This is a genomic window from Falsiporphyromonas endometrii (assembly GCF_042654485.1).
Lineage (GTDB): Bacteria > Bacteroidota > Bacteroidia > Bacteroidales > Porphyromonadaceae > Porphyromonas > Porphyromonas endometrii.
Genome location: NZ_JBHSGO010000203.1, coordinates 1 through 23350, shown reverse-complemented (window position 1 = coordinate 23350; position 23350 = coordinate 1). Strand labels below are relative to the sequence as shown.

At 40.8% G+C, this 23350-nt stretch carries 20 protein-coding genes and 3 tRNA genes; 19 read left to right on the top strand and 4 right to left on the bottom strand.

The annotated features are described in order from the left end of the window. Window positions 1–166: 166 nt before the first annotated feature. The 3 genes from ACFO3G_RS07815 to ACFO3G_RS07805 all read right to left on the bottom strand — a co-directional run bounded on the left by ACFO3G_RS07815 (window position 167) and on the right by ACFO3G_RS07805 (window position 2778). The gene (locus ACFO3G_RS07815) at window positions 167–1606 is read right to left on the bottom strand and encodes an O-antigen ligase family protein (RefSeq protein WP_380079628.1); all 1440 of its coding nucleotides are present in this window, start codon (window positions 1604–1606) and stop codon (window positions 167–169) included. 64 nt (window positions 1607–1670) lie between these two features. Further along, the gene (locus tag ACFO3G_RS07810) at window positions 1671–2417 is read right to left on the bottom strand and encodes a biotin--[acetyl-CoA-carboxylase] ligase (RefSeq protein WP_380079626.1); all 747 of its coding nucleotides are present in this window, start codon (window positions 2415–2417) and stop codon (window positions 1671–1673) included. After that, window positions 2410–2778 (bottom strand): MmcQ/YjbR family DNA-binding protein, encoded by a 369-nt coding sequence (locus ACFO3G_RS07805; RefSeq protein ID WP_380079624.1) that lies wholly within the window; start codon window positions 2776–2778, stop codon window positions 2410–2412. The genes ACFO3G_RS07810 and ACFO3G_RS07805 overlap by 8 nt, the downstream gene beginning before the upstream one ends. A gap of 107 nt (window positions 2779–2885) precedes the next feature. On the opposite strand from ACFO3G_RS07805, the gene ACFO3G_RS07800 reads away from it, so the two are divergent. Genes ACFO3G_RS07800 through ACFO3G_RS07790 form a run of 3 tightly spaced genes read left to right on the top strand, consistent with a single transcriptional unit; the run spans window position 2886 to window position 7205 of the window. Further along, window positions 2886–3464, top strand: coding sequence for a non-canonical purine NTP diphosphatase (locus ACFO3G_RS07800; protein ID WP_380079622.1), 579 nt, complete (start codon window positions 2886–2888; stop codon window positions 3462–3464). Window positions 3465–3467: 3 nt separating this feature from the next. Continuing rightward, window positions 3468–5780 carry a type IX secretion system anionic LPS delivery protein PorZ gene (gene porZ, locus ACFO3G_RS07795; RefSeq protein WP_380079620.1) on the top strand — a complete coding sequence of 771 codons (2313 nt, stop codon included), beginning with the start codon at window positions 3468–3470 and terminating at the stop codon, window positions 5778–5780. Between the two features lie 18 nt (window positions 5781–5798). Then, window positions 5799–7205, top strand: coding sequence for a C1 family peptidase (locus ACFO3G_RS07790; protein ID WP_380079618.1), 1407 nt, complete (start codon window positions 5799–5801; stop codon window positions 7203–7205). 62 nt (window positions 7206–7267) lie between these two features. On the opposite strand, the gene ACFO3G_RS07785 is transcribed toward ACFO3G_RS07790, so the two are convergent. Next, window positions 7268–7510 carry a hypothetical protein gene (locus ACFO3G_RS07785; RefSeq protein WP_380079616.1) on the bottom strand — a complete coding sequence of 81 codons (243 nt, stop codon included), beginning with the start codon at window positions 7508–7510 and terminating at the stop codon, window positions 7268–7270. 214 nt (window positions 7511–7724) lie between these two features. On the opposite strand from ACFO3G_RS07785, the gene ACFO3G_RS07780 reads away from it, so the two are divergent. The 16 genes from ACFO3G_RS07780 to ACFO3G_RS07705 all read left to right on the top strand — a co-directional run bounded on the left by ACFO3G_RS07780 (window position 7725) and on the right by ACFO3G_RS07705 (window position 23105). Further along, window positions 7725–7800: transfer RNA gene (locus ACFO3G_RS07780), tRNA-Gly, on the top strand. 5 nt (window positions 7801–7805) lie between these two features. Continuing rightward, a tRNA-Leu gene (locus ACFO3G_RS07775) sits at window positions 7806–7887 on the top strand. A 44-nt stretch (window positions 7888–7931) separates the two neighbouring features. Then, window positions 7932–8016 (top strand) — tRNA-Leu (locus ACFO3G_RS07770). Between the two features lie 197 nt (window positions 8017–8213). Next, on the top strand, window positions 8214–9065 hold the full coding sequence (locus ACFO3G_RS07765) for a DUF6263 family protein (protein ID WP_380079614.1): 852 nt from the start codon (window positions 8214–8216) through the stop codon (window positions 9063–9065). A gap of 187 nt (window positions 9066–9252) precedes the next feature. Further along, window positions 9253–10404, top strand: a complete 1152-nt coding sequence (nspC, locus tag ACFO3G_RS07760) for a carboxynorspermidine decarboxylase (protein WP_380079611.1) — start codon at window positions 9253–9255, stop codon at window positions 10402–10404. Window positions 10405–10660: 256 nt separating this feature from the next. Then, window positions 10661–11614 carry a signal recognition particle-docking protein FtsY gene (ftsY, locus tag ACFO3G_RS07755; protein ID WP_380079609.1) on the top strand — a complete coding sequence of 318 codons (954 nt, stop codon included), beginning with the start codon at window positions 10661–10663 and terminating at the stop codon, window positions 11612–11614. After that, on the top strand, window positions 11611–12912 hold the full coding sequence (rimO, locus tag ACFO3G_RS07750) for a 30S ribosomal protein S12 methylthiotransferase RimO (RefSeq protein WP_380079607.1): 1302 nt from the start codon (window positions 11611–11613) through the stop codon (window positions 12910–12912). The genes ftsY and rimO overlap by 4 nt, the downstream gene beginning before the upstream one ends. Window positions 12913–13024: 112 nt before the next feature. After that, window positions 13025–14470 carry a hypothetical protein gene (locus tag ACFO3G_RS07745; RefSeq protein ID WP_417390039.1) on the top strand — a complete coding sequence of 482 codons (1446 nt, stop codon included), beginning with the start codon at window positions 13025–13027 and terminating at the stop codon, window positions 14468–14470. Window positions 14471–14525: 55 nt separating this feature from the next. Then, window positions 14526–15524 (top strand): AAA family ATPase, encoded by a 999-nt coding sequence (locus ACFO3G_RS07740; RefSeq protein ID WP_380079605.1) that lies wholly within the window; start codon window positions 14526–14528, stop codon window positions 15522–15524. Between the two features lie 130 nt (window positions 15525–15654). Continuing rightward, window positions 15655–16542: a DUF58 domain-containing protein gene (locus ACFO3G_RS07735; RefSeq protein ID WP_380079603.1), complete on the top strand. Its 888-nt coding sequence runs from the start codon at window positions 15655–15657 to the stop codon at window positions 16540–16542. 9 nt (window positions 16543–16551) lie between these two features. Continuing rightward, window positions 16552–17604, top strand: coding sequence for a hypothetical protein (locus ACFO3G_RS07730; RefSeq protein ID WP_380079601.1), 1053 nt, complete (start codon window positions 16552–16554; stop codon window positions 17602–17604). Further along, window positions 17601–18584, top strand: coding sequence for a vWA domain-containing protein (locus tag ACFO3G_RS07725; RefSeq protein ID WP_380079599.1), 984 nt, complete (start codon window positions 17601–17603; stop codon window positions 18582–18584). Before ACFO3G_RS07730 ends, ACFO3G_RS07725 begins: the two co-directional genes overlap by 4 nt. An 18-nt stretch (window positions 18585–18602) precedes the next feature. Next, on the top strand, window positions 18603–19625 hold the full coding sequence (locus ACFO3G_RS07720) for a vWA domain-containing protein (protein ID WP_380079597.1): 1023 nt from the start codon (window positions 18603–18605) through the stop codon (window positions 19623–19625). Then, entirely contained in the window at window positions 19622–20362 is a 741-nt protein-coding gene (locus ACFO3G_RS07715; protein ID WP_380079595.1) for a tetratricopeptide repeat protein, read from the top strand. Before ACFO3G_RS07720 ends, ACFO3G_RS07715 begins: the two co-directional genes overlap by 4 nt. Beyond that, a complete protein-coding gene (locus ACFO3G_RS07710; protein WP_380079593.1) occupies window positions 20362–22215 on the top strand; it encodes a BatD family protein in 1854 nt (617 codons plus the stop codon). The genes ACFO3G_RS07715 and ACFO3G_RS07710 overlap by 1 nt, the downstream gene beginning before the upstream one ends. After that, window positions 22212–23105 carry a tetratricopeptide repeat protein gene (locus ACFO3G_RS07705; protein WP_380079591.1) on the top strand — a complete coding sequence of 298 codons (894 nt, stop codon included), beginning with the start codon at window positions 22212–22214 and terminating at the stop codon, window positions 23103–23105. Before ACFO3G_RS07710 ends, ACFO3G_RS07705 begins: the two co-directional genes overlap by 4 nt. Window positions 23106–23350 lie beyond the last annotated feature (245 nt).

Genomic DNA, 23350 nt, shown 5'->3' with positions numbered 1-23350 from the left:
TCCTTCCTCCAACATATGCATGTAACGGAGACGATCATAATAACTATGCTTTCGTCTTTTCTTTTTGTTTGATTCCATAAATAAACCCCAAAAGTTTTGAGTCTAACTTTTGGGGTTCATATCATTTGAAGACGCAGCCCCTTTGTTTTTCGCTTCATTCTTAGTCTCACTTTATGAGTGGAGAAGTTATACGAGGAGCTCCTGCCTGAAAAATCAAAAGAATTGACAACATACTTACTCCATAAGAGACATTGAGAGGTGCATCCACAAGCATTAGGAAACCAACAAACAGGCCCGTAGAGGTAAGGATTGCATTTTTGGTTCGATAAGCTTCATAACTCCACACCAAAACTAAGACAAGCAGGATAAAGAGACCTACAACCCCATGCGTAAACATCATCGAAAGAAACCCGTTGTGACAGTGTGTAGCCCCTATGAGAAAGCTTTCACTACCGGTTCCCCATCCCAAAAGCCATCTCTTGGGAAAAAGATCGCACCAATGATCTATCATCTGTATACGGGCCGGATCATTGAAAAACAGTTTCTGTCTAAAAGCAAAAAACACAATAGGCAACAGAGCTATGGTTGCCACTACCAACGGAGTTCTTCTCAATGTAATATTGCATCTCATAAACAATGGCAACAAACGCTCCGCAAACAAACATAGAGACATAGCTCCAAACGCCAACATACCATAACGAGATTGCGTGATTATGATAAATCCTCCAAGCAGCAAATAATATGCAACAAGTTCCTCTTTTGTCGCTCCCTCATCAGCAGAAGTTCTTCCCCAAAGATTAGTTAGAAAGATAATTAAGAAAAAGCAGGCTGAGAATGTGGGATGGAAAGTTGTACCTATAAATCCGAACAAAATATCATGTCCCGCATATGGTATAGACAGAGTTGTAAAATAATTCTTATTAAGCGTCAAGCATGAGAAGACACTCTCATGCAACAATGAAGTGTAGAAAAAATAGTTGACCATGGCAAAAGCCATAAAGAGCATAAAGAGTCGAAATAAGATCATCAAAAAGAGTCTCACTTCAGACTCACTCGGCTTATACAGCAATGCAAAGAGAGGAAGTGCAAAAAACATCATTCTGTTTTGAGCACTTGCAAGAGCACCGGTCCAAAAGCCATTGAGTACCCCTACAAACTGAGCAGAGGCATAAATAAACAATGCTACAATGATCCATGATACACGACCGAGCGGATGTCTCCTCACACAATAGTCCGACACGACTAAAACACCAATCAAAGCAATTCCCCAGAATATACACATTGGGCTATACAGCCAATAATAGCAAGACACACCTGCGACAAGGGGGATAAACCTTCTCAACAACGGAGTTTTGCCTACAAGGGCAGGCTTCAAAAAGAAGACAGCCCAAATAAGCGGAAATAGGAGGAAGATTATTCTTATGACTTGACGATGCAATGGATTGTAATATGTATTCCACCAATCATTGCCATAATCAAATACATTGAAGTAATCAAAGCCCCACTTCATGCACAATCCGGCTATGAGAAGAAATAGAATTGTCAACAGATAGCCACGAGACAAGAGAGTACGCCTCTTTAGATCTGAAGAAAAGGATAAAGACATATTCGAAAGTTGTTATGCTGAATGTTAAACCCAAATATCATTAGAGCTTTTTGCAATCTAAACATTAGATAACAAAAGAGATCTCCTTAAAAGCATACTCCTTCACTGCTCCGGTAGAATGCCTAAGGCAAAGAAGCCCACCGGGTAATACATCCACAATCTCCCCCTCAAATTCTACCGCTTCACTAACAAAACGATGAACCTCATTTTTGCGATAAAGAAGCATCAGGTATTCTTGATGAAGTTGATCTCTTCCATTGTGAGAATTTAGCAACTTGGAAAGATTATCAAACATAGTCATATATTGTGCGATCAGGTCATCTATACAATAAGTTTCCCCGGTTAACATCCTCAACGAGATAGGATTGGGAAGATCTGAAGGGAAGATCTGCTCATTGATATTGATACCTATGCCTATAAGGGTGTGATCGATATAAGGACCGGTAACAGAATGCTCAATGAGAATACCTCCTAATTTGCAATCCCCATAATAAATATCATTCGGCCACTTCAACTTTAGTTTACCCACTTCCGGTACCCAATCTCGCAATAAGTAGACAGAGCATAGTGCTGCCAATTCGCAAATAGAAAACTGATCTTCGGGATGAAGCTCATGAGGCCTAAAATAGGTTGTCAGAGTGATATTGCATTTAGGCGGTGTAAACCATGTATTGCCCTTCTGCCCACGTCCGGAGGGCTGCTCCTTTGCAACCACCGTCGTAGGAGATTCGATAGCAACCCCTTCAGCCAACTTTCCGGCAACATACGTATTGGTACTTGGCAATGAATCAAATTTGATTAGTCTATGCATCTTGATCTTTGTTTGATAAAATCTCGTTTCGAATAATTTTTGGCAATTTGTCCAACACAAGATTGTACGAATGTACGATTAAATCCTCAATTAACTTGCTTGGCAAATTGGCGATCTCCAACTGATTCCAATGCTTTTTATTCAAATGATAAGCTGCCTCAATCGCGTCATATTTGGCTCTCAATTGTATAGCTCTCTCGGGGTCACATTTCAATGCCAATCTTTGAGGCTGATGACCAAGGAACATAAAGGCAAAAATCTTATTGGCAACCCTGAAAGTAACGACATCATCACCAAAAGGCATATCTTCTGTTGCCCCGGGCAAAGAAAGACAATAAGCTTCTGCTTGTAAGGTGTTCATATTAAAATTACTTTTGTAAAACAGCTGGGATATAATATCGGGGAAAGATTTTCCGTTTGAAGAAAACCTCAGCACAATAATAACCCCGCAAATTTAGATATAAATGTATGGATAATATAGTTTTTGCCACCAACAACCTTCACAAACTTCAGGAGGTAAGAGACATACTAAAAGGAAAGTACATCGTCAGATCGCTGGACGAATTGGGTTGTCATGACGATATTCCGGAAACAGCGGACACATTGGAGGGCAATGCCCTTATCAAGGCAAGATACATTTATAACAAATATCATGTATTTTGCTTTGCGGATGACACCGGTTTGGAAGTAGAGATCTTGGACGGAGCACCGGGAGTCTACTCAGCAAGATATGCCGGTGAACATTGCAGCCCCGAAGATAACAGGAAGAAACTTCTCAAAGCCCTACAAGATGAACCGACTCCAAGGAAAGCTCGATTTAGGACTGTCATTGCCCTTATTGATCAAGATGGAGAGCACCTTTTCGAGGGCGAAGTTGAAGGAGAGATAACAACCGAGGAAGTTGGATCAAACGGGTTTGGCTACGACCCAATTTTTAAGCCCCAAGGATATGATGTGACCTTTGCACAAATGTCCGAAGAAGAGAAAAACAAGATTAGCCATAGGGGACGAGCAGTGGCAAAGCTTGCTAAATATTTTAAAGTATAAAACATGACACTCAGACGAACCATCTTACTCCTATCTTTTTTGACAACAATCGCTTACGGATTATTGGGTCAAGAGATAAAAAGTTGGACCACAATGCTCTCATATGGCAAGATAACAGATGTGGCCGACTCCAAAAGCCAAGTATTTGCTGTTGCTGACGGAGCGATGTATTCGATTTCAAAGAAGGATCCGGAAGATGTTAGATTTTACGATCGTGCAAATGGCATGAGCGAAGTCAATATCTCTAAAATCGCTTATGATCCAAACTTTGATCTGCTCCTTATATATTATAAGGACGGAAACATAGACTTCTTGACAGCCGACAAGATTGGCAATCTGACTGCAATAAGAGACAATTCTCGACTTAAATCGAAAGAGATCAAGCGCATTATTTTTGGTAATGGTAAGATTTATCTTGCCGGAGGTTTTGGCATCTCTGTGATTGATGAAAGTTCTCAACTTGTCATTGCAAGCTACTTTCAGGGGAAAGAGGTTTCCGATATGGCAGTTACCAAAGATGGTAAGCTCTGGGCTCTTACAAATAATCAGATTCTTGAAGGGGACGAAAAAAACAATCTACAAGACCCATACTATTGGCATGAGATTGACATCCAATTTGAAGAGAGCTTAAAAGCGGACAAACTTGCCATCTCAGGAGGAAATCCGGTCGTTGGCTACAACAATGGATCGCTTATAAAGTACCCTCTCAAAGGAGGGAACAAAGAGATTGTATGTTCTTACGAAACGACAGGGAAGAAAGTAACAGACATAGACTATTCTCCCAATGGATACTTTGCTCTTGCCGAAACTGACATGTATATACTAAAACCTCAGTCGGACGAGATTAGAAAAATAGATGCCCGTTGGCCGTTACACGTCAGTAGCAACACCTCCGAGCAAATTGTATGGGGTGCATACGCCGAAAATGGGATCGGACGAATGGATCTTGCCAAAGACAATCTCGATTTTAAGACATTTAAGCTCAACGACAAGTCATTTCCAAGGGACAATCAATTCTTCAATATGATATCTTCCCACGGTAAGCTATATGCCGTATCGGGAGGTTTTGATGTCAATAGGCTCGACAAACCTTTTGAGGTAAAAATCTTCAATGGCAGGGAATGGAGTCATATCACCCAAAAAGAGGTTGGCAACATCTATGACGCCAGTTTTATTACAGTAGACCCCAAAGACTCAGAACATTTCTTTGTAAGCACACACGGTTGGGGATTGGTCGAGTTTAGGAGCAACAAACTTTACAAAATATACGACCAGGACAACAGTGCTCTCGGGACTGCTCAAAACAATGGCAAAGGATATTGTCGCGTGGGACCGACAGCTTTTGATTCGGAGGGAAACCTGTGGATTGCTGAGTGTGATGTCCCCGGATCCAATATCTTGGTACTCAAAACCAATGGAGAATGGACAAAGGTTAATTACCCTTGCATGAGCGATGACAACTCATATATTCAGATGTTAAGAATGCCAAATGGTACAACTTGGCTCTCTATCAACCACGCTTCTACCGGACTTTATGTTTTCGATGCCTCTAAGACGGCTCTGGCTTCTCCTGCAAATGCACAATGCAACTATATCAACGGATTCTCCGATAGAAGTGGCAAACTGATCCCACAAAAAAGATTCAAGACAATGGCTCTCGACAAAAACGGAGTGATGTGGTTGGGATCGGAAAATGGGCTGTCAGTTGTTGCGGGGGCCTCTTCTGCTTATAAGCAAATACCTTTGGCTTCCAGACCCGTAGGAGGAGAAGAGCCCAATCTCTTTTATATCCTTGACAACATTCAAATCAATGGTATTCAGGTAGACCGACTTAATAATAAATGGATTGCCACATCCGGAGAAGGTCTATACCTCATGAATGATGATTGTACAAAACTGCTTAGACACTACACAGTAGACAACAGCCCCATTTTATCCAACAATATCAACTCCATTGCTCTCGATGAACTTAATGGCAGGTTATATGTATATACAGATATAGGACTTATGGCTCTCGAAACGGGAAGTGCCGAAGCAACCAAAGAGAGCCTGAGCAATGTATATGCCTACCCCAATCCATTAAGACCCGACAATCCGGATAAGGTTACAATAGCCGGACTAAACATCGGTTGTGAAATCAAAATCATTGACTCTTCAGGACAAATAGTCTTCGAAACGACCTCTGTAGATGACCATGTGATATGGCCCGCAAGATACAGCAATGGAGAACGAGTGGCCTCCGGGGTCTATCAAATCTTGATATATGCTCCAGAACAAAAGAAGTCAACGAAAATAGGAGTAGCTGTTATTAAATAGTATTTATAAATAATTGGTATGAACAAAAAGTTAATCTTAGTAGTAGGCTTGGCTATGGCGCTATCAAGTGCCAACTCAGCCTTTGCTCAAAAAGATGGTGGCATTACGCCCAAAATGCTAAAAGAGATTCGTGCTTCTTATGGCACCAATCCTCAAGACAAAGCTCTTCGAAACGCTGTAATGGCTAATGGCATGAGCTCTCTTGTGGAAAACTCAGACAACCACACAAAATTCGACGAACAGTTTACATACAGAGTAAACTCAAAAGGTATCAGTGACCAAAAGTCAAGTGGTAGATGCTGGTTATTCACCGGGCTCAACGTTATGCGTTCGCCAATCATCGCACAATATGGATTAGGAGAGTTTTTCTTCTCTCAAAACTATTCATTCTTTTATGACCAACTCGAAAAGTCAAACCTTTTCTTGCAGGCAATAATAGATACAAGAGACAAAAAAATTGACGATCCAACAGTGGCATGGCTATTCCAACATCCAATCAGCGATGGAGGACAGTTTACTGGAATTTCCGAGAACATCCTTAAATATGGTCTTGTACCCTCTTCTGTAATGCCGGAAACAGTCAATAGCAACAATACAAGGACAATGAGCTCAATCATTGCAAAAATCTTGAGACAAGGAGGTATAAGAATGAGAGAAGCTGCTGCAAAAGGTGCAAAGAAAGCAGCTTTGGAAGCTCAAAAGCTCGATTACCTCAAAGAGATTTACAAAGTATTGGCTATGAACCTTGGAGTACCTCCAACAGAATTTGAATACACACTTAAGGATGCACAAGGTAAAGTAATCTCAACAGAGACTTACACACCACAAAGTTTCTACAAAAAGTTTGTTGGTCAAGATCTACGCAACGACTTTGTCATGATTATGAACGACCCAAGTCGCCCATACGGAAAGCTTTATTCAATCGAATATGACCGCCATAGCTATGACGGAGCCAACTGGACATATGTCAATGTACCTATCGAGGAGCTAAAGGAGATGGCCATTGCGTCACTCAAGGACAGCACAATGATTTATTACAGTTGCGATGTGGGAAAAGAATTTGACAGAAAGACCGGTTCTCTTGACCTAAATAACTTTGACTACAATTCGTTGCTTGGATTTAAGTTTGACATGAACAAAAAAGAACGCATCGAAACTTACGATAGCGGATCAAGCCACGCAATGACATTGGTTGCTGTCAACTTGGACAAAAACGGCAAACCCGACAAGTGGATGGTAGAAAACAGCTGGGGAGCAAGCAACGGATTCCATGGTCACCTAATTATGACCGACCAATGGTTTGACGCATACACTTTCAGAATTGTTGTCAATAAAAAATATGTAAGTGACAAGGTTCTAAAAATTCTCAATACGAAGCCAACTATGCTTCCACCTTGGGACCCTATGTTCGCTCCGGAAAACTAATCTCATAATCAAAGATTATATTAAGAGGGTGCAGCAGTTTGTTGCGCCCTCTATTTATTTTATCATTGTGAAGTGGAATGAGTGTGGTTTGAGTAGTTTTTTGACCACAAATATTTTAACAAATAAAGCATTCTAAAGACGGACTTCACAGCGCATCGAAAGAGCGTATTCTTGAGATTATGGTTGATAGTTACCAAGTCATTGATTTGATTCTCAATGACAAAACATATCTTACCCTCTTGGCAGAATGATCCACCAAACGAAATCATCATCAAAAGAATGGTAAGTAATATACTTATCTCCATAGTTATTATGTTCTTGATTGATGACTGAGGTAGATAAAAAGGTGCTCTTTCGCAATAACAGTTCATTTCAGCAACGAAAGTAGTCTATACACTATTATTTTGACAGACAATCAATTAAAAGACGAATAAAGGATATAGCAATATTAGAAAGCAGATTTTTTGAGATAAAATATTTGGTGAAATAAAAATTGTAACTATCTTTGCAACGCAATAAGCGGAAATAGCTCAGTTGGTAGAGCACAACCTTGCCAAGGTTGGGGTCGCGGGTTCGAGTCCCGTTTTCCGCTCCAATTATGCCCGGGTGGCGGAATTGGTAGACGCGCTCGTTTCAGGTGCGGGTGTTTTGCGACGTGCAGGTTCGATCCCTGTCCCGGGCACAACCTAAGTCGTGAACCTAACTTGACGAGAAAACACATATAATGCGCGGGTGGTGGAATTGGTAGACACGCTACTTTGAGGGGGTAGTGCCTATTTCTGGCGTATGAGTTCAAGTCTCATTCCGCGTACAAAGAAAAGAGGTTGGATGTGTCGTCCAACCTCTTTTTTATTATTAATTGTACAAACTTAATCTTTATCAATATCACATAGCAATAATAATTTATTACTACATTTGAATAGCATAAAAGTCTTTTTATATGGCTCGAACTTTTTTTCAGACAAAGCAAGGAAGATATTTTACAATTTACTAACAAATACACAATCTATGAAACTCAAAACAACAATCTGCACATTAGCATTGCTTGCCTTTGCTTCATCTGCATTTGCACAAAAAAAGTATGACATCAAAGTCAATCTTAAGAAGGAGACGACTTTGACCATGACTACGAAGTCAGAAAGCACTCTTGACATTAACGGCATGGGGCAAAATATACAGCTTCCCATGAAGAATGACATGGTTACATCTATCAACTATATCCCGCTCAAAAATGGCGATTACAAGGTCACTTATACCACTCTAAAAGCAGAAATGACACAAGATATGAGTCAAATGGGAGCAGGTATAGTAAAGATCTCTTCTGAGGATGAACTTAACGATCAGAACAAAATACTCAAAGCCACCATCAAAATACCATTAGTCTTTGAAATGACGCAAGATGGACGAATCGTAAAGGCTCCGGATTTTACTGAGTATTTCAATAAACTCAAAGAGGCTGCAAACAACAACATCTCTATTGACAAGGTAGCTTCCGACATCGATTTTGGCAACAATATGTATCCTGGCAAACCAGTAGCTGTGGGAGAGTCTTGGAAGTTTCCATCAAAAGATTTTAAGATTCGCTTCAACCAGGAGGATAAAGCAATTAAATTCTCCAACGATATGACCTTTACACTCAAAGACGTTACCTCTGATATGTACATCATTGATGCGACAATCAAGCTAAACACAGATATAGAAGGGTTAGACCTGCTGATGAACGGGACCTATACATTCTATGTAGATCGAAACACAGGATTGATGTTAAAATCAGAATCAAAAGCTGAAGGTCAAACAGAAAAAGACGGTATGAATATCAAGGTTAGACAAACCACCAAATTAACCACCGCAATCAAGTAAAAACAATTTTACAACAGATGGACAAAGGGAACATTCTTTCATAAGGATATTCCCTTTGTCTTTTTTATATCAATGATGTTTATCTCCGAATATCACAGATCATTTGGTACTTTAAGAGAAGCTATTACAATCTATTTGGGTTTATTAGAAGCTTGTTATCTTTGTAAAAGTAATAACTCACAATAAGATGATAAAAATAGAATCACCTGCATACGTCTTAGATCAATCTAAGTTGGAGGGCAATTTAGCTCTTATCAAAGAGGTTAGCGATCGCTCGGGAGCAGAAATAATCTTGGCCTTCAAAGCATATTCTCTTTGGAAGACCTTCCCCATCATTCGCAAATATGTAGCATATAGTACAGCCAGCTCGTTATGGGAGGCTCGAATGGCTTTTGAAGAGATGAAAAACCTTGCTCACACCTTCAGTCCGGTCTACAGAGATGAAGACATGCAAGAGATTCTAAAATACAGTAGTCATCTGACGTTCAATAGTCTAAGTCAATTTAATCATTTTATTGATAAAGATGGACACTGTAAGATGGCAGAAGGGTTGGATCACAAAGTCAGCTTTGGTCTCCGCATCAATCCGGAATACTCTCCCGTTGAGACAGCTTTGTACAATCCCTGCTCTCCGGGCTCAAGATTTGGGGTTATGGCTCAAGACCTCCCCGATGAACTTCCAAAAGGAATTGAAGGGTTTCATTGCCATGTGCTTTGTGAAAGCGGTAGCGCACACCTAAAAAAACAATTAGAAGCTATCGAGAATAACTTTGGCAAATACCTTTCCTCTCTCAAATGGCTCAACTTGGGTGGAGGACACCTCATGACAAGAGAAGGTTATGATATTGATTTACTGATTCTAACATTAAAGGAATTCCGAAAAAAGTATCCAAACCTTAAAATTATCCTCGAGCCCGGATCTGCATTCGGATGGCAAACAGGTTATCTCAAGTCTACCATTCTTGACATAGTAGAAAATAAAGGGATCAAGACCGCTATCCTCGATGTTTCATTTACGTGCCATATGCCCGACTGCCTTGAAATGCCTTACAAACCTGTGGTAAGAGGAGCCTATCAAGACCCCATCGAAGATAAGCCGACATACCGTTTAGGAGGGTGCAGCTGCCTTGCAGGAGACTTTATTGGCGATTGGAGCTTTGACCAACCTCTCCAGATTGGCGACACCATTATCTTTGAAGATATGTTGCACTACACAACCGTCAAAACCACGATGTTTAACGGAGTGAAACACCCCTCTATATACCTTATTAATAAGGAGAAAGAAGCAATTCTTCTCAAAAAATATGAATACGAAGACTACAAAAACAGAATGGACTAACTAAAGCAATGTTAGAAAGCTCTTCTTAGTCATTCGTAAGAAGTTTATTGAAATAGGTGATATTCACTTGACTCATCGTATCTTTGTGTCAATAAGATTGATATATTCTATCTCCTTATTTGACAATAGGTGTGTTTTACATCATTTGGTCCGACTGTTGTATGCATATATACAGGTCTTAAGCAGGCAAATAGCTGTTGAATGCAAAGACTACACAAATTTAACTCTATAGTAATCAGCACAATTCATCAAAAATATGGGACTGTTTGGTTTATTTAACAAGAAAAAAAAGGAAACATTAGACGAAGGCCTCGAAAAGACGAAAACATCCGTCTTTAGCAAAATCGGAAGGGCCATCATGGGTAAGAGCACAGTAGATGATGAAGTGCTTGATAATCTCGAAGACGTACTCATTACTTCAGATGTCGGAGTAGACACAACCCTAAAAATCATCAAAAGAATTGAAGAGCGTGTAGCAAAAGACAAATACACTTCTACAAGCGAACTTAGAGGCATTCTCCGAAGTGAGATTGCTCAACTGCTTAGCGAAAGCGGCACGAAAGATGGAGAATCATTTGATCTTCCTCATAGCGACAAGCCATATGTCATTATGGTAGTGGGAGTCAATGGCGTAGGAAAAACAACCACCATCGGCAAACTCGCACATCAATTCAAAGCTCAAGGCAAGAAGGTCATCTTGGGCGCAGCAGATACATTTAGAGCTGCCGCCATCGAACAACTTGAGATATGGGGCGAACGTGTCGGCGTACCCGTGGTAAAACAACAAATGGGATCAGATCCTGCTTCCGTAGCCTTTGATACTGTCAGCAAGGCTGTTGCAGAGAAGGCTGATGTAGTTATTATTGATACAGCAGGAAGACTACACAACAAAGTTGGTCTAATGAATGAGCTAAGCAAAATAAAACGCGTAATGCAGAAAGTGGTCGATGATGTTCCCCAAGAGATACTTCTTGTTCTTGACGGCTCTACCGGACAAAATGCATACGAACAGGCGAAGCAATTTAGTAAGGCTACCGAAGTCAATGCACTTGCTGTCACCAAACTTGATGGCACTGCCAAAGGTGGTGTAGTGATAGGCATTTCAGATCAATTTAAGATACCGGTCAAGTACATTGGTCTTGGTGAAGGTATCGATGACTTGCAGATCTTTAGGAAACAAGAATTTGTTAATTCACTCTTTGGCGAATGAAAAAAGGCAAAGTAGATGTCATAACATTAGGCTGCTCCAAAAACCTCGTTGATTCGGAGCGCCTTATGCAACTGTTCTCTTCATACGGCTACCGCGTGGAGCATGATGCTCACAAAGTCGATGGAGAGATTGTTGTTGTAAATACATGTGGTTTTATTGGTGATGCCAAGGAAGAATCCATCAATACAATATTGGCACTTGTCGAAATGAAAAAACAGCATCGCATAGGCAAACTCTTTGTCATGGGATGTCTTAGCGAACGCTACAGAGAAGAGCTCAGAGAAGAGATTCCTGAAGTGGACGCATTCTATGGAAAATTTGACTGGACCCGACTCTTAGAAGATTTGGGGAAAGCACAAAACAACACCGATTTCTACAAACGCATTCTAAGCACTCCAAAGCATTATGCTTACCTTAAGATAGCAGAAGGTTGCGATCGTACATGTTCATATTGCGCCATTCCTCTTATAACCGGCAAATACAAAAGTCGCATGCCGGAAGAAATTCTCAAAGAGGCTTCCGAATTGGCCAACTCCGGCATCAAGGAGATACAATTGATTGCTCAAGATCTCACCTATTATGGTTTAGATCTGCCGGAGCACATCAATCTTCTTCCTCAACTTGTCGAAGACTTGTGTAAAATAGAGGGGATTGAATGGATTCGATTGCACTACGCCTACCCCAACCACTTTCCAAAAGACCTTTTGAGAGTAATGAGGGAACAGCCCAAAGTCTGTAAATATCTGGATATAGCTTTGCAACATATTAGTGACCATATGCTCACCCTGATGAGAAGGCAAATAACGGCAAAAGAGACCATCGATCTACTGAAAGAGATAAGGAAAGAGGTACCTGGCATACATCTTCGCACAACATTGATGGTGGGGCATCCGGGAGAAACTGAAGCAGACTTCGAAGAGCTTATGCAATTTGTCAAGGATATGAAATTCGAACGTATGGGAGCCTTCAGCTACTCACATGAGGAGGATACATATTCCGGTATACACTACCAAGATGATGTACCTCAAGATGTAAAGGCCAATCGAATGAATCGTCTGATGAATCTTCAAGAAGAGATCTCTCTTGACATACAAGAGGACAAAATCGGCAAAGTCTTTAAAGTTATCATTGACAGAAAAGAGGCTGACGGATATGTAGGAAGGACCGAATTTGACTCTCCGGATGTTGACCCTGAGGTCTTGATAGAAAAGGTAGATAAGAATCTTGAGGTAGGCTCTTTCTACAACGTAAAGATCACCTCTGCTACCCCATTTGAATTGTTTGGAGAAATTGTTTGACCTCATAGAGCTCTCCAATGTGGTAGTATATACCTTGACAACAGATAATATTATAGCTTCGTGCATCAGAAAACTGCGATACAAACAATAAGGAGTCTAAACTATCATCTTTTTGACCAAAGTGGAAAGGAATAGCTTGCAACATGAATTATGGGTGGCTAAAATTGCCGAAAGAAGCAATTTGGAGTCTCAATCTGTAGAGAAACTCTTTGCCGCTCTATCAAGACAATTGCTTACCCGATTGACACGGAAAGAGTCTGTAGAATTTTCAGACCTTGGATATTGGGAATCAAACGTAGAAAAAGAATTTGTTGCAGTCCTTCCGGATACTCAATATCTACTGCCTCCGAGGGTAATACTAAGGCTCACAAAAACCCCGTCTCATAAGGTTACTCCGCAGCAAATCATCATTGAAGCAATCAGCCAAGAAACAGATATTACCATACAAAACTCATTTGACTGGTGGCAGGCAATCATACAACTTCTCAAGGAAGACCTTCGAAAAGGGAACCCGGTTGAGTGGAAGGACTTCGGGACATTTACGCCAAAAGACGACTCGATAATCTTCACCCCCAAAGGCAATCTACAAACATCGCTCAACTATGCCTTTGTGGATTTTCCTATCGTTGAAGTAAATCCGGGAAAAGCTTTTGATGACACAAAATATATAGAAGTATCCACTATTGAAGAGGCTATAGACAACACATCTGTCATTCAATTAAGTCCGGAAGAACCGGATATACTGTCTGAAGATACAAACTCTACGCAAGCATCTTCTGACGAAGAAGAGGAGTCTCAGCCGATTGGTCATAGTGTCATTGAGGATGCTCCTATACCGGACGACAATTCATCTAAGGAGATTGATTCGACAACGGAAGAAGGGACTACAACAGAAGAAGAAAATGAAAACTCTTTTGATTCGAATGATAGATTTCCCCATACTCAAGCGTCTGTAGTAATGGAGGCCCAAGAGGAAGAGAAGCCAAATATTACAACTCATGCCACTTCTGACCGGGAAACTAATTACGGAGAAGCGTCTCCGTGGAAGGCTCTTTTGATAGGACTATTTGTAATTATTGCTATATTAAGTATCATTTTTATCGCTTTGCAACCTACAACTTCAGGCCCTGCAAAAGTTCAAGATACACAGATTATAAAAAGCAATACAACAACTGTTTTGGATAGCAGCGCAATCAAATCGGATTCTGTTTCTATAAAACCCATTGATTCAATTGAGGACAACGCTAATCTCAGAGAGATCAATAAGGAAATGGTCAAAGAGAATAAGCCGCTTGTTCAACAGGACAAAGCTAAGGGTTCAAGTCCCTCCAGCTCCACAAAAACAGATATAAACAATGGAGACAAATGGATTACAATTCAGTCCGGAGACAATCTCAGAAGTATTGCCTTAAAAGAATATGGAGATAAAAGCTTTTGGAAATATATCTACCAAGCCAACATCAATCGCATTTCCGATCCGGATAATGTGCAGGCCGGAACCAAGATATTGATTCCTAAAAGAGTCTCCCAATACGTTAAGCATTCAAACGATAGATAATTAAGCTTTTAGCTAAGCATTTATATAACAAATAAGAAAGCAAAAAAAGATCATTATGAATTCAACTCCTGATATCACAGCTCTTACAGCTCAGATCCAAGAGCATAGCCATGTAGTAGATGCATTGCGTCAAGGTATGCAGACAAAAATAGTTGGACAGAAGCATCTTGTAGATGCACTGCTAATAGGTCTATTTTCTGACGGACACATTCTATTGGAAGGGGTTCCGGGACTTGCAAAAACATTAGCCATCAAAACTTTGGCTTCCCTTATAAAAGCTGAATACAAACGAATTCAATTTACTCCGGACCTATTGCCCGCTGACGTAATTGGAACAATGATGTATAGTCAGAAGAGGGAGGAATTTTCGGTAAAGCAAGGGCCTATCTTCTCAAACTTTGTATTGGCAGATGAGATCAACAGAGCGCCGGCAAAGGTACAGAGTGCTCTATTGGAAGCTATGCAAGAAAGACAAGTCACAATCGGAGAAACCACCTACAAACTTCCAGACCCATTCCTTGTTATGGCTACTCAAAACCCAATTGAACAAGAGGGTACTTACCAACTTCCGGAAGCACAAGTGGACCGCTTTATGTTGAAAGTTGAAATTACCTATCCTCAAAAAGAAGAAGAGGGTGCGATTATCCGTTCAAACATATCGGGACAAATGACCCAAAAGGTCGAACCGGTTGTGTCTATTGAAGATATCAACAAGATTAGAGAAGTCGTTAAACTTGTATACATCGACGAAAAGATTGAGAAATACATTGTCGATATCATCTTTGCAACAAGATTCCCTTCCGAATATGGTCTTACAGATCTTGAGCCAATGATTGCTTTTGGAGCATCTCCACGTGCCGGCATCAATCTTGCACTTGCAGCAAGAGCTTATGCACTACTGCAAAGAAGAGGATATGTCATCCCGGAAGACATAAGAGCCATCGCACATGATGTACTTAGACATCGTATCGGACTCGGCTATGAAGCAGAAGCTGCAGGCATCACTCCGGATATGGTAGTGGACAAAATCATCAATGCCGTACAAGTTCCCTAAAGGACAATATCGACTCCATAGAGTTTCATTCTGAAAGTTTATCAAAGCGAATATGACAATCAAGAGTAATCCTTATTGATTGTTCCTCAGGTCAAAGATTTATTAAAGGACCCAATATAACAATGAACTTATGTCACAAGATACAGATCAAACACTGGAGCTTCTCAAACGAGTAAAGCGGATTGAGATTAAGGCAAAAAGGCTCTCCAACGAAGTCTTTGCCGGAGAATATCATTCCGCTTTCAGAGGAAGAGGTATGGCGTTTAGTGAAGTAAGAGAATATGCTCTGGGTGATGACATCAGAGATATTGATTGGAATGTGACGGCCAGATATGCACACCCTCATGTCAAAGTTTTTGAAGAAGAAAGGCAACTAACCGTTATGTTGCTAATTGACATGAGTGGAAGTCAGGACTTCGGAACTCAAAGTGAAACAAAGAAACAGCTCGCCACTGAGATTGCAGCCACCATAGCAGTATCTGCAATCCAAAATAATGATAAGATTGGAGCCATCTTATTTACAGATAAGGTGGAGAAGTATATTCCACCCAAAGGTGGTCGTAAACACATCTTATACATCATCCGCGAGCTTCTGGGCTTTAAGCCTCAATCTTCCGCCACAGATATTGCCGTTCCACTGACTACTCTTCGAAAGGTCATCAAAAAATGTTGTACAGCATTTTTGATTAGTGACTTCGAAACAGATGTCCAATCATTTGAGAAAGCATTGTCAGTAGTAGCACCTAAGCATGACCTCGTAGCAATAAGGGTATATGACCGCCACGATGAAGAGCTTCCGTCAATGGGATTAGTGCAGATGAAAGATATGGAAAGTGGTGAAAGCATATGGATCGACACATCCCGTTCATCAGTAAGAAAAGCATTCAGCGATTACCATATACAGCAGCTGGAAGGTCGGAAGAAACTTTTTGGAAAGTTTAATGTTGACTTTTTGGAACTGCATACCGGAGAGGACTATGTCCCCGCTCTTGTACAATTATTTAAGAAAAGATCGTAGGAATTTCTTATGCGTAGAAGAATCTTATTTCTCTGTTGTGCCATTATCTTATCTCTAAACCTTACACAACAGGCATTCGGACAAAACATTGCCATTACCGGGCAAATTGACCGAACAGAGATAAAAGTTGGTGAACAGGCAGCAATTAATATGAAGGTGAGATGTCACAATATCAAAGACACTCGCATCGTAATCCCTGCTGACAGCACTCAGCAGGACTATACAGTGGTATCTTACCATCCAACAGATACAGTAAACTTAGGTGATGGCAACTATGAGATCTCAGCTCAAATGATTATCACAGCTTGGGACAGTTGTCTTTTGACCATCCCTAAGATTTATGCTCAGATTGGAGAGGAGAAAGCCTCCATAGGTCCCTTTACACTCAAAGTAACCGAACCTAAAGTAGACATCAGCAGACCGGACTCTATTAATGAGATTAAGACTCCGTGGAACATCAATCTGACATTCAAAGACATTTTATCGATTATCTTCGAAAGTCCGATAACCTATATTATCCTTTTTGTTCTTCTTGTCGTCGCCGGCATATTCATTTATCTAAGAATCAAAAAGCGAAAGAAAGAGCTTCCAATCAAAGAGGAGGTCTATCAACCCACACCTTATGAAATTGCGACCAAGCAATTAGAAGATCTCAGACTAATGATTGGCCGTAATATCGATCATAAAGTGTTCTATTCCAATTTGATCGACATTCTGAGATGTTATCTTGTCGAGACCACTTCTATCGAAGCCATGGAGATGGTATCCTCAGAATTATCTCAAGCAATGAGGCATATTTTCCCGGATCAAATAGAAGAGATCGGCCATTTTGACAGCATCCAAACAGATGCAGACATGGCAAAATATGCCAAAGGGGTGTTTCAAGAGAGTGACAAGAGAAGATCCATTGAGATTGAAACTAAGCTAATCAATGCTCTTGAAGCCGAACTAAAGAGACGCTTCGAGGAAAAGATGGAGAGACTCAGGAACAAACAATCCTCTCACAATTCAGATTATTCCAATGGCTCCATCAGAGTGAATAGAAAGGAGGACAATCAATGAGTTTTGCATATCCATATCTACTCTTTCTGCTCCTTTTGATACCGGTATTTGTTGCCTGGTATATCTTCAAAGGCAGAAAACTCAATCCTTCTCTCAAGGTATCAAATATCAGTCCGCTCAAGAGGCTCTCCAAAGGTATCAAAGCGCCTCTTAGACACCTACTCTTCGCATTGAGAATGATCGTATTGGGGCTGCTTGTTGTTGCACTTGCAAGACCACAAGACCACAACTCTTGGAAAAAAGACTCCGTGGAAGGTATAGACATTGTCATGGCAATGGACATATCCACATCCATGCTTGCGATGGACCTCCAACCCAATCGTATAGAAGCGGCAAGAGAGGTGGCGCAAAAGTTTATCAACAATCGTCCAAATGACAATATTGGATTCGTCATATTTGCATCCGAAAGCTATACCCTATGTCCTATGACTACAGACCACACGGTTCTACTCAATAGGATAAAGGATGTTGAACCCGGGATGCTTGAAGATGGGACTGCTATCGGGATGGGACTGGCTACAGCTATCAACCGAATAAAAGACAGTAAGGCAAAAAGTAAGGTGATCATCCTTCTTACTGACGGAGTAAATAATAGCGGTGAGATAAGCCCTAACATGGCTGCAAACTTGGCCAAAACATTCGGAATCAGAATATATACCATTGGGATTGGTTCGAGGGGAGAGGCCCCCTACCCTGTGCCTACACCTTTTGGAACACGGATCCAAAAACTCCCTGTAGACCTGGACGAACCAACACTTGAAGCTGTCGCAAAAATTACAGATGGACACTATTATCGTGCTGTAGACAACAAGAGTTTGGACAAGGTCTACGACTCGATCGACAAACTTGAGAAAAGTAAAGTGGTGAGTAAAAACTTCTCCAGCTATGAAGATCTTTATCTTCCATGGTTGATCGCAGCGCTACTGATTCTTATGATCGAATTTGTACTCAGGCATACATTCCTTCGTACAAATCCATAATATCAACGAATATTTGCTATGATTTCATTTGCATCTCCTCAATATCTATATTTGCTTCTTCTTGTAATACCGATGGGAGCTATAGCCTATTGGTCATATTTACAAAGAAGAAAGGCTGAAAGAAGATTTTCGGAAGTACCCCTTCTCAAAAATCTCAAGCCGGAGTCTTCCACCAAAAGAAGAATTTGGAAGAGTTTGGCATTTATTCTTGCATATGCTTCGCTTATTGTATCATTGGCCGGACCTCAGGTTGCCAAACCGGGAGACGGAAGCGACACCAACAAAGGTTATGAGGTTATGATCTGCCTCGATATATCCAATTCGATGTATTGCAAAGACATTAGCCCAAATAGACTTGACTTCTCAAAACTTATCTTATCCAGACTATTTGAGGACTTGTCGGGCAATAAGGTTGGACTAATCGTGTTCGCGGGCAACTCCTATATTCATATTCCGATCACTACAGATATCTTATCGGCAAAGGAATTGCTTGATGGAGTTGACCCTCAAATGATATCCAACCAGGGTACAGCTATTGATAAGTCTATCAATTTGGCTGCCGGTTCGTTTAGCAACAATAACATGATTGGGAAAGCCATCATCGTCATAACAGATGGTGAAGAGCATGAGGGGAACCCCGAAGAGGCTGCTAAGAAGGCTCTCAAAGCCGGAGCACATACCTATGTGATCGGAATAGGAAGTCCTTCCGGAGGAACCATCGAGATGCCCAATGGGGAAATCCTAAAAGATGAGTCCGGACAACCGGTCATCACTAAGTTTAATGAAAAATTGTGCCGTTCTATCGCACAAGCGGGAGGTGGTGAGTTTTACACCGGAAACAGTGCCTCAGCACTCGTCAAGACAATAAAAAACAAACTGGATAAGCTTCCCAAGGCAAATATCCGTACAGCAGCGGGTGCAGCATATTACAATCTATATGGTTATCCGCTATGCCTGGCTTTGTTACTACTACTAATAGAAATGTTTATACAATTGAAGAAGAGCTCATTCTTCACAAGATTCAAATTGTTTGACAGATGATGATTCACAAAATAATATTCAAGTGCTCTGCCATTCTGCTGAGCAGTCTCTTGGGCATAGGTTTTGCCTCAGCTCAGTCAGCAACAAGGATTGGGCGTGACGCCAATAAGGCATATCTCAATAAGGATTATGCCAAAGCAGGCAAACTTTACAAAGAAACAATCAAGAAAGACAAAGGAATGTCAGCAGCTTATTATGGACTTGGCAATTCTCTGTATCAACAAAAAAAGTATAAAGAGGCTGTCCAAGAATACAGCAGACTGCTCAATGATGTAAAGATAGATCCCAAACAAGGTGCAGACGCTTTCTTCAATTTGGGAAATACCTTTATGAGACTCAAAGATTATCAAAAAGCCGTTGACACATACAAAAAGTCCTTAATACTTGCGCCTCAAGATGAAAAGGCCAGATATAATTATACACTGGCCAAGAAACTGCTTCAACAGCAACAGCAACAACAGCAGCAGAATAAAGATCAAAAGAACAACGATAAGAATAAAGATCAGAAGCAAGATCAAAAAGATCAAGATAAGAAGCCTCAAAACCAAGACAACAAACAAAAGCAAGATAAGGATCAAGATCAGAAAGAGAATCCGCAAAACTTGGACAAGCAGAGTGCAGAAAATATCTTAGATGCCTTCAAACAAGACGAGGAAAAGACTCGTAAACGCATCGAGCAATTCCAAAAACAAAAGAATAAGAATAAGAATCACAATCAAAAGAGCAAAAACTGGTAATGGCTAAACATAAGTTTATCATATTTCAGCTTCTATTCTTGTGGAGCCTTTTCTCTATGACAGCCTTCTCTCAAAGCTTCAGAATAGAGGCTCCTTCTAATGTAGAGGTAGGGAATCCTTTTAGAGTAGCTTTTGAATTGAAAAATATCTCTCAGAACCAATTTACAGCCCCCTCATTCAATGGGCTGAAGGTTCTTGGAACAGCTCAAGATCAAAGCACATACATTACAATTAGCAATGGCAAACAGCAATCGCAAAGTATACGTACAATCACATATATACTTCTTGCCGAGAAAAAAGGGACCTACACCATCGGATCAGCCTCTGTCAACACCGGGAAGAAGGTACTAAAGACCTCTCCATGGAAGATTACAGCTTCCGGCAGTGGGTCATCACAAGGTGCCAACTCTTCCTCATCAAGGTCTTCCAACCAAAATGTCGAAACATCGACTGAGAGTTTGCCCTCGGTCGGAAACAAAAATATCTTTGTCAGACTCAATTTGAGTAAAACTAAAGTCTACAAACAACAAGGAATATTAGCAACATTTAAGCTGTATGTAGATCCCGATATCGGACTAAAACAAATACAAGATGTCAAGTTTCCGGATTACAATGGGTTTGTGGCACAGGAGGTCGATTTGGATTCTAACCAAACTTTCAAATTAGAAAATATAGGCGGACGCCCTTACCGAACTGCGATCTTGCGACAATGGGTCCTTCTTCCTCAGACTCCTGGTAAGGTGACTGTTCCTTCTGCTTCAGTAGATCTCAACATAGCCGTAAGACGAAAATTCAAATCCACGGGAGACCCATTTGAAGATATCTTTATACAAACAACGAGAGGCTCTGCTGTATATCTCGACAAACATCTTGTCACACCGGTTCAGACTATTGATGTACAAGAGCTTCCAGAGCCCCAGCCGACCGGATTTACAGGAGCTGTGGGGAAATACTCCATCTCCGCTGAGATTAGCCCCAAAGAGCCTAAGACCGGAGAGTCTATGACCATTAAGGTTAAGATTGGAGGAAGTGGCAACCTCAAATTGCTCCCAAATCCAAAGCTTAAGTTACCGGAGAGTTTTGATGTTTTTGATCCTAAGTCAACATCATCCATCAATGTAACACCATCGGGTGCCAGCGGAGTAAAAACAATTGAATACTATGCCGTACCCAATGAAGTGGGCAAAGCAACCATACCTCCCATCGAATTAGTCTACTTCGATACCGACAGCAAAAGCTACCGCACCATCAGTACCGATCCTATCCATTTTGATGTACAAAAAGGAAGTGGAAAGTCTATGATTGGTAGTGGAAGAAACAGCAAAAAAGAGCTTGCAGGTCTCAAAAAAATGGGGAACAGCAAAACCGAACTTACCGGTTCAGACTTTGCATTTAGCCTATTGTATTGGTCTTTACTCATTGTCATTATCCTTGGCGGATATGCCACCATTGTCCTGACTAAGAACAGACGAATACAGCTTGCAGATGTTACCGGAATGAAGTTTAAGAAGGCTGCCAAAGTGGCCCACAAAAGACTTGCCAAAGCTGAAAAGATCATCAATGGAACCAACAAAAATCTTTTCTACGATGAGATGCTCAATGCAATATGGGGATATTTTAGTGACAAGCTCAAATTACCTTTAGGAGAACTGACCCGTGAAAATATTGCATCAAGGCTGTCTGCCTATGGCTATTCGAGTGAAACCACAAATGAAGTGACAGATCTCTTGGATAAGTTGGACTTTGCACGATATGCTCCCGAATCATCTCAAAAGCTGTATAATGAAGAGTTGTATAAGATTGCAATAGAATTGATTAGCAAGATCGAAAACCTAAAAACAGCAACGCTATGAGAAGAATATATTTGATTACGATAAGCATTCTGTTTATACTCCTTACTCCGGCACTGCTTATAGGCCAAGAAGATTCGACAAAGGTATTGGCAATGCCACAGACATCTGTGCATCAAGATGGGGATAAAAATGCCGAAGACGAATATACAAATGATCAGTCAGACAAACATTCAGAACACCTCAATGCCGACGAATCCACAGCCAGGAAGTACTATTTCAATGGAGAATACTCAGAAGCAGCCAGAGTCTTTGAAACAATCCTTGACAAATCTTCTGAGCCGTCAGCTGCCCTATATTTCAATCTTGGCACCTCCTTATTGCAAGCTAAGCAGTATGGCAAAGCAATCCTTATGCTTGAGAGAGCAAAAAGATTGGACCCCAAAGACAAAGAGATCATCAACAATCTCAATCTTGCATATAGCAAAACGATTGATGACTTTACGCCCAATCAACCCTTCATAAGCTATATCTCCGATCAAATATCGGGATGCTTTGGATTGGCTTGGAGTATTACCCTTGCCATTGTTTTTACAATCATCACTGTGGGAGGAATTATCATCTTCTTTATTGGGACAACAAGGCAAAAGAGAAGAATAGCTTTTTATGTGGCCGGAGCAGCCTTCTTCTTAATGATTATCTCAAACCTCATGGCTTGGAACCAATACAGCCACTACAACGATCATAGCATGGCAATCGTACAAGCCATACAAGTAGAGGCGAAAGAGAATGGCAATAAAGGGAAAACAGAAATGATTATTCACGAAGGAACAAAAGTCAAGATATTAGAAACAAAAGACAACCTAATAAAAGTACAAACCATTGATCAGAGTGAAGGTTGGATACCGGCATCCTCAGTACAGAGGATCAATCCACTTCCCAAAGAAAATTGAGACAAAATACAAAGCGTCTACCATCCATAGATACTTCTTCAATAAATACAAAAGGTCGATTCCAAATACAAGAATCGACCTTTTTATTTTGTATAATCCTACTATTCCCTCACCCTCTGGTAGTATCCCAAAAAGTGTGTAAAGGAGATTTATCTTTGAGTCAAAATTAATCATTTCCTTTCATTGTTTAGTTCATCCGTCAGGCGGGCATGAAAAACACCGGGGGGATTGGCGTCCGCCCGGGG

What these genes read in the sequence shown, in the direction of transcription:
- nspC (WP_380079611.1), top strand. Translation starts at nt 9,253, where the DNA reads ATGATAAAAATAGAATCACCTGCATACGTCTTAGATCAATCTAAGTTG.
- ACFO3G_RS07790 (WP_380079618.1), top strand. Translation starts at nt 5,799, where the DNA reads ATGAACAAAAAGTTAATCTTAGTAGTAGGCTTGGCTATGGCGCTATCA.
- ftsY (WP_380079609.1), top strand. Translation starts at nt 10,661, where the DNA reads ATGGGACTGTTTGGTTTATTTAACAAGAAAAAAAAGGAAACATTAGAC.
- ACFO3G_RS07715 (WP_380079595.1), top strand. Translation starts at nt 19,622, where the DNA reads ATGATGATTCACAAAATAATATTCAAGTGCTCTGCCATTCTGCTGAGC.
- ACFO3G_RS07725 (WP_380079599.1), top strand. Translation starts at nt 17,601, where the DNA reads ATGAGTTTTGCATATCCATATCTACTCTTTCTGCTCCTTTTGATACCG.
- ACFO3G_RS07785 (WP_380079616.1), bottom strand. Translation starts at nt 7,510, where the DNA reads ATGGAGATAAGTATATTACTTACCATTCTTTTGATGATGATTTCGTTT.
- ACFO3G_RS07730 (WP_380079601.1), top strand. Translation starts at nt 16,552, where the DNA reads ATGCGTAGAAGAATCTTATTTCTCTGTTGTGCCATTATCTTATCTCTA.
- ACFO3G_RS07705 (WP_380079591.1), top strand. Translation starts at nt 22,212, where the DNA reads ATGAGAAGAATATATTTGATTACGATAAGCATTCTGTTTATACTCCTT.
- ACFO3G_RS07800 (WP_380079622.1), top strand. Translation starts at nt 2,886, where the DNA reads ATGGATAATATAGTTTTTGCCACCAACAACCTTCACAAACTTCAGGAG.
- ACFO3G_RS07735 (WP_380079603.1), top strand. Translation starts at nt 15,655, where the DNA reads ATGTCACAAGATACAGATCAAACACTGGAGCTTCTCAAACGAGTAAAG.
- ACFO3G_RS07815 (WP_380079628.1), bottom strand. Translation starts at nt 1,606, where the DNA reads ATGTCTTTATCCTTTTCTTCAGATCTAAAGAGGCGTACTCTCTTGTCT.
- ACFO3G_RS07710 (WP_380079593.1), top strand. Translation starts at nt 20,362, where the DNA reads ATGGCTAAACATAAGTTTATCATATTTCAGCTTCTATTCTTGTGGAGC.
- ACFO3G_RS07805 (WP_380079624.1), bottom strand. Translation starts at nt 2,778, where the DNA reads ATGAACACCTTACAAGCAGAAGCTTATTGTCTTTCTTTGCCCGGGGCA.
- ACFO3G_RS07720 (WP_380079597.1), top strand. Translation starts at nt 18,603, where the DNA reads ATGATTTCATTTGCATCTCCTCAATATCTATATTTGCTTCTTCTTGTA.
- rimO (WP_380079607.1), top strand. Translation starts at nt 11,611, where the DNA reads ATGAAAAAAGGCAAAGTAGATGTCATAACATTAGGCTGCTCCAAAAAC.
- ACFO3G_RS07740 (WP_380079605.1), top strand. Translation starts at nt 14,526, where the DNA reads ATGAATTCAACTCCTGATATCACAGCTCTTACAGCTCAGATCCAAGAG.
- ACFO3G_RS07765 (WP_380079614.1), top strand. Translation starts at nt 8,214, where the DNA reads ATGAAACTCAAAACAACAATCTGCACATTAGCATTGCTTGCCTTTGCT.
- porZ (WP_380079620.1), top strand. Translation starts at nt 3,468, where the DNA reads ATGACACTCAGACGAACCATCTTACTCCTATCTTTTTTGACAACAATC.
- ACFO3G_RS07810 (WP_380079626.1), bottom strand. Translation starts at nt 2,417, where the DNA reads ATGCATAGACTAATCAAATTTGATTCATTGCCAAGTACCAATACGTAT.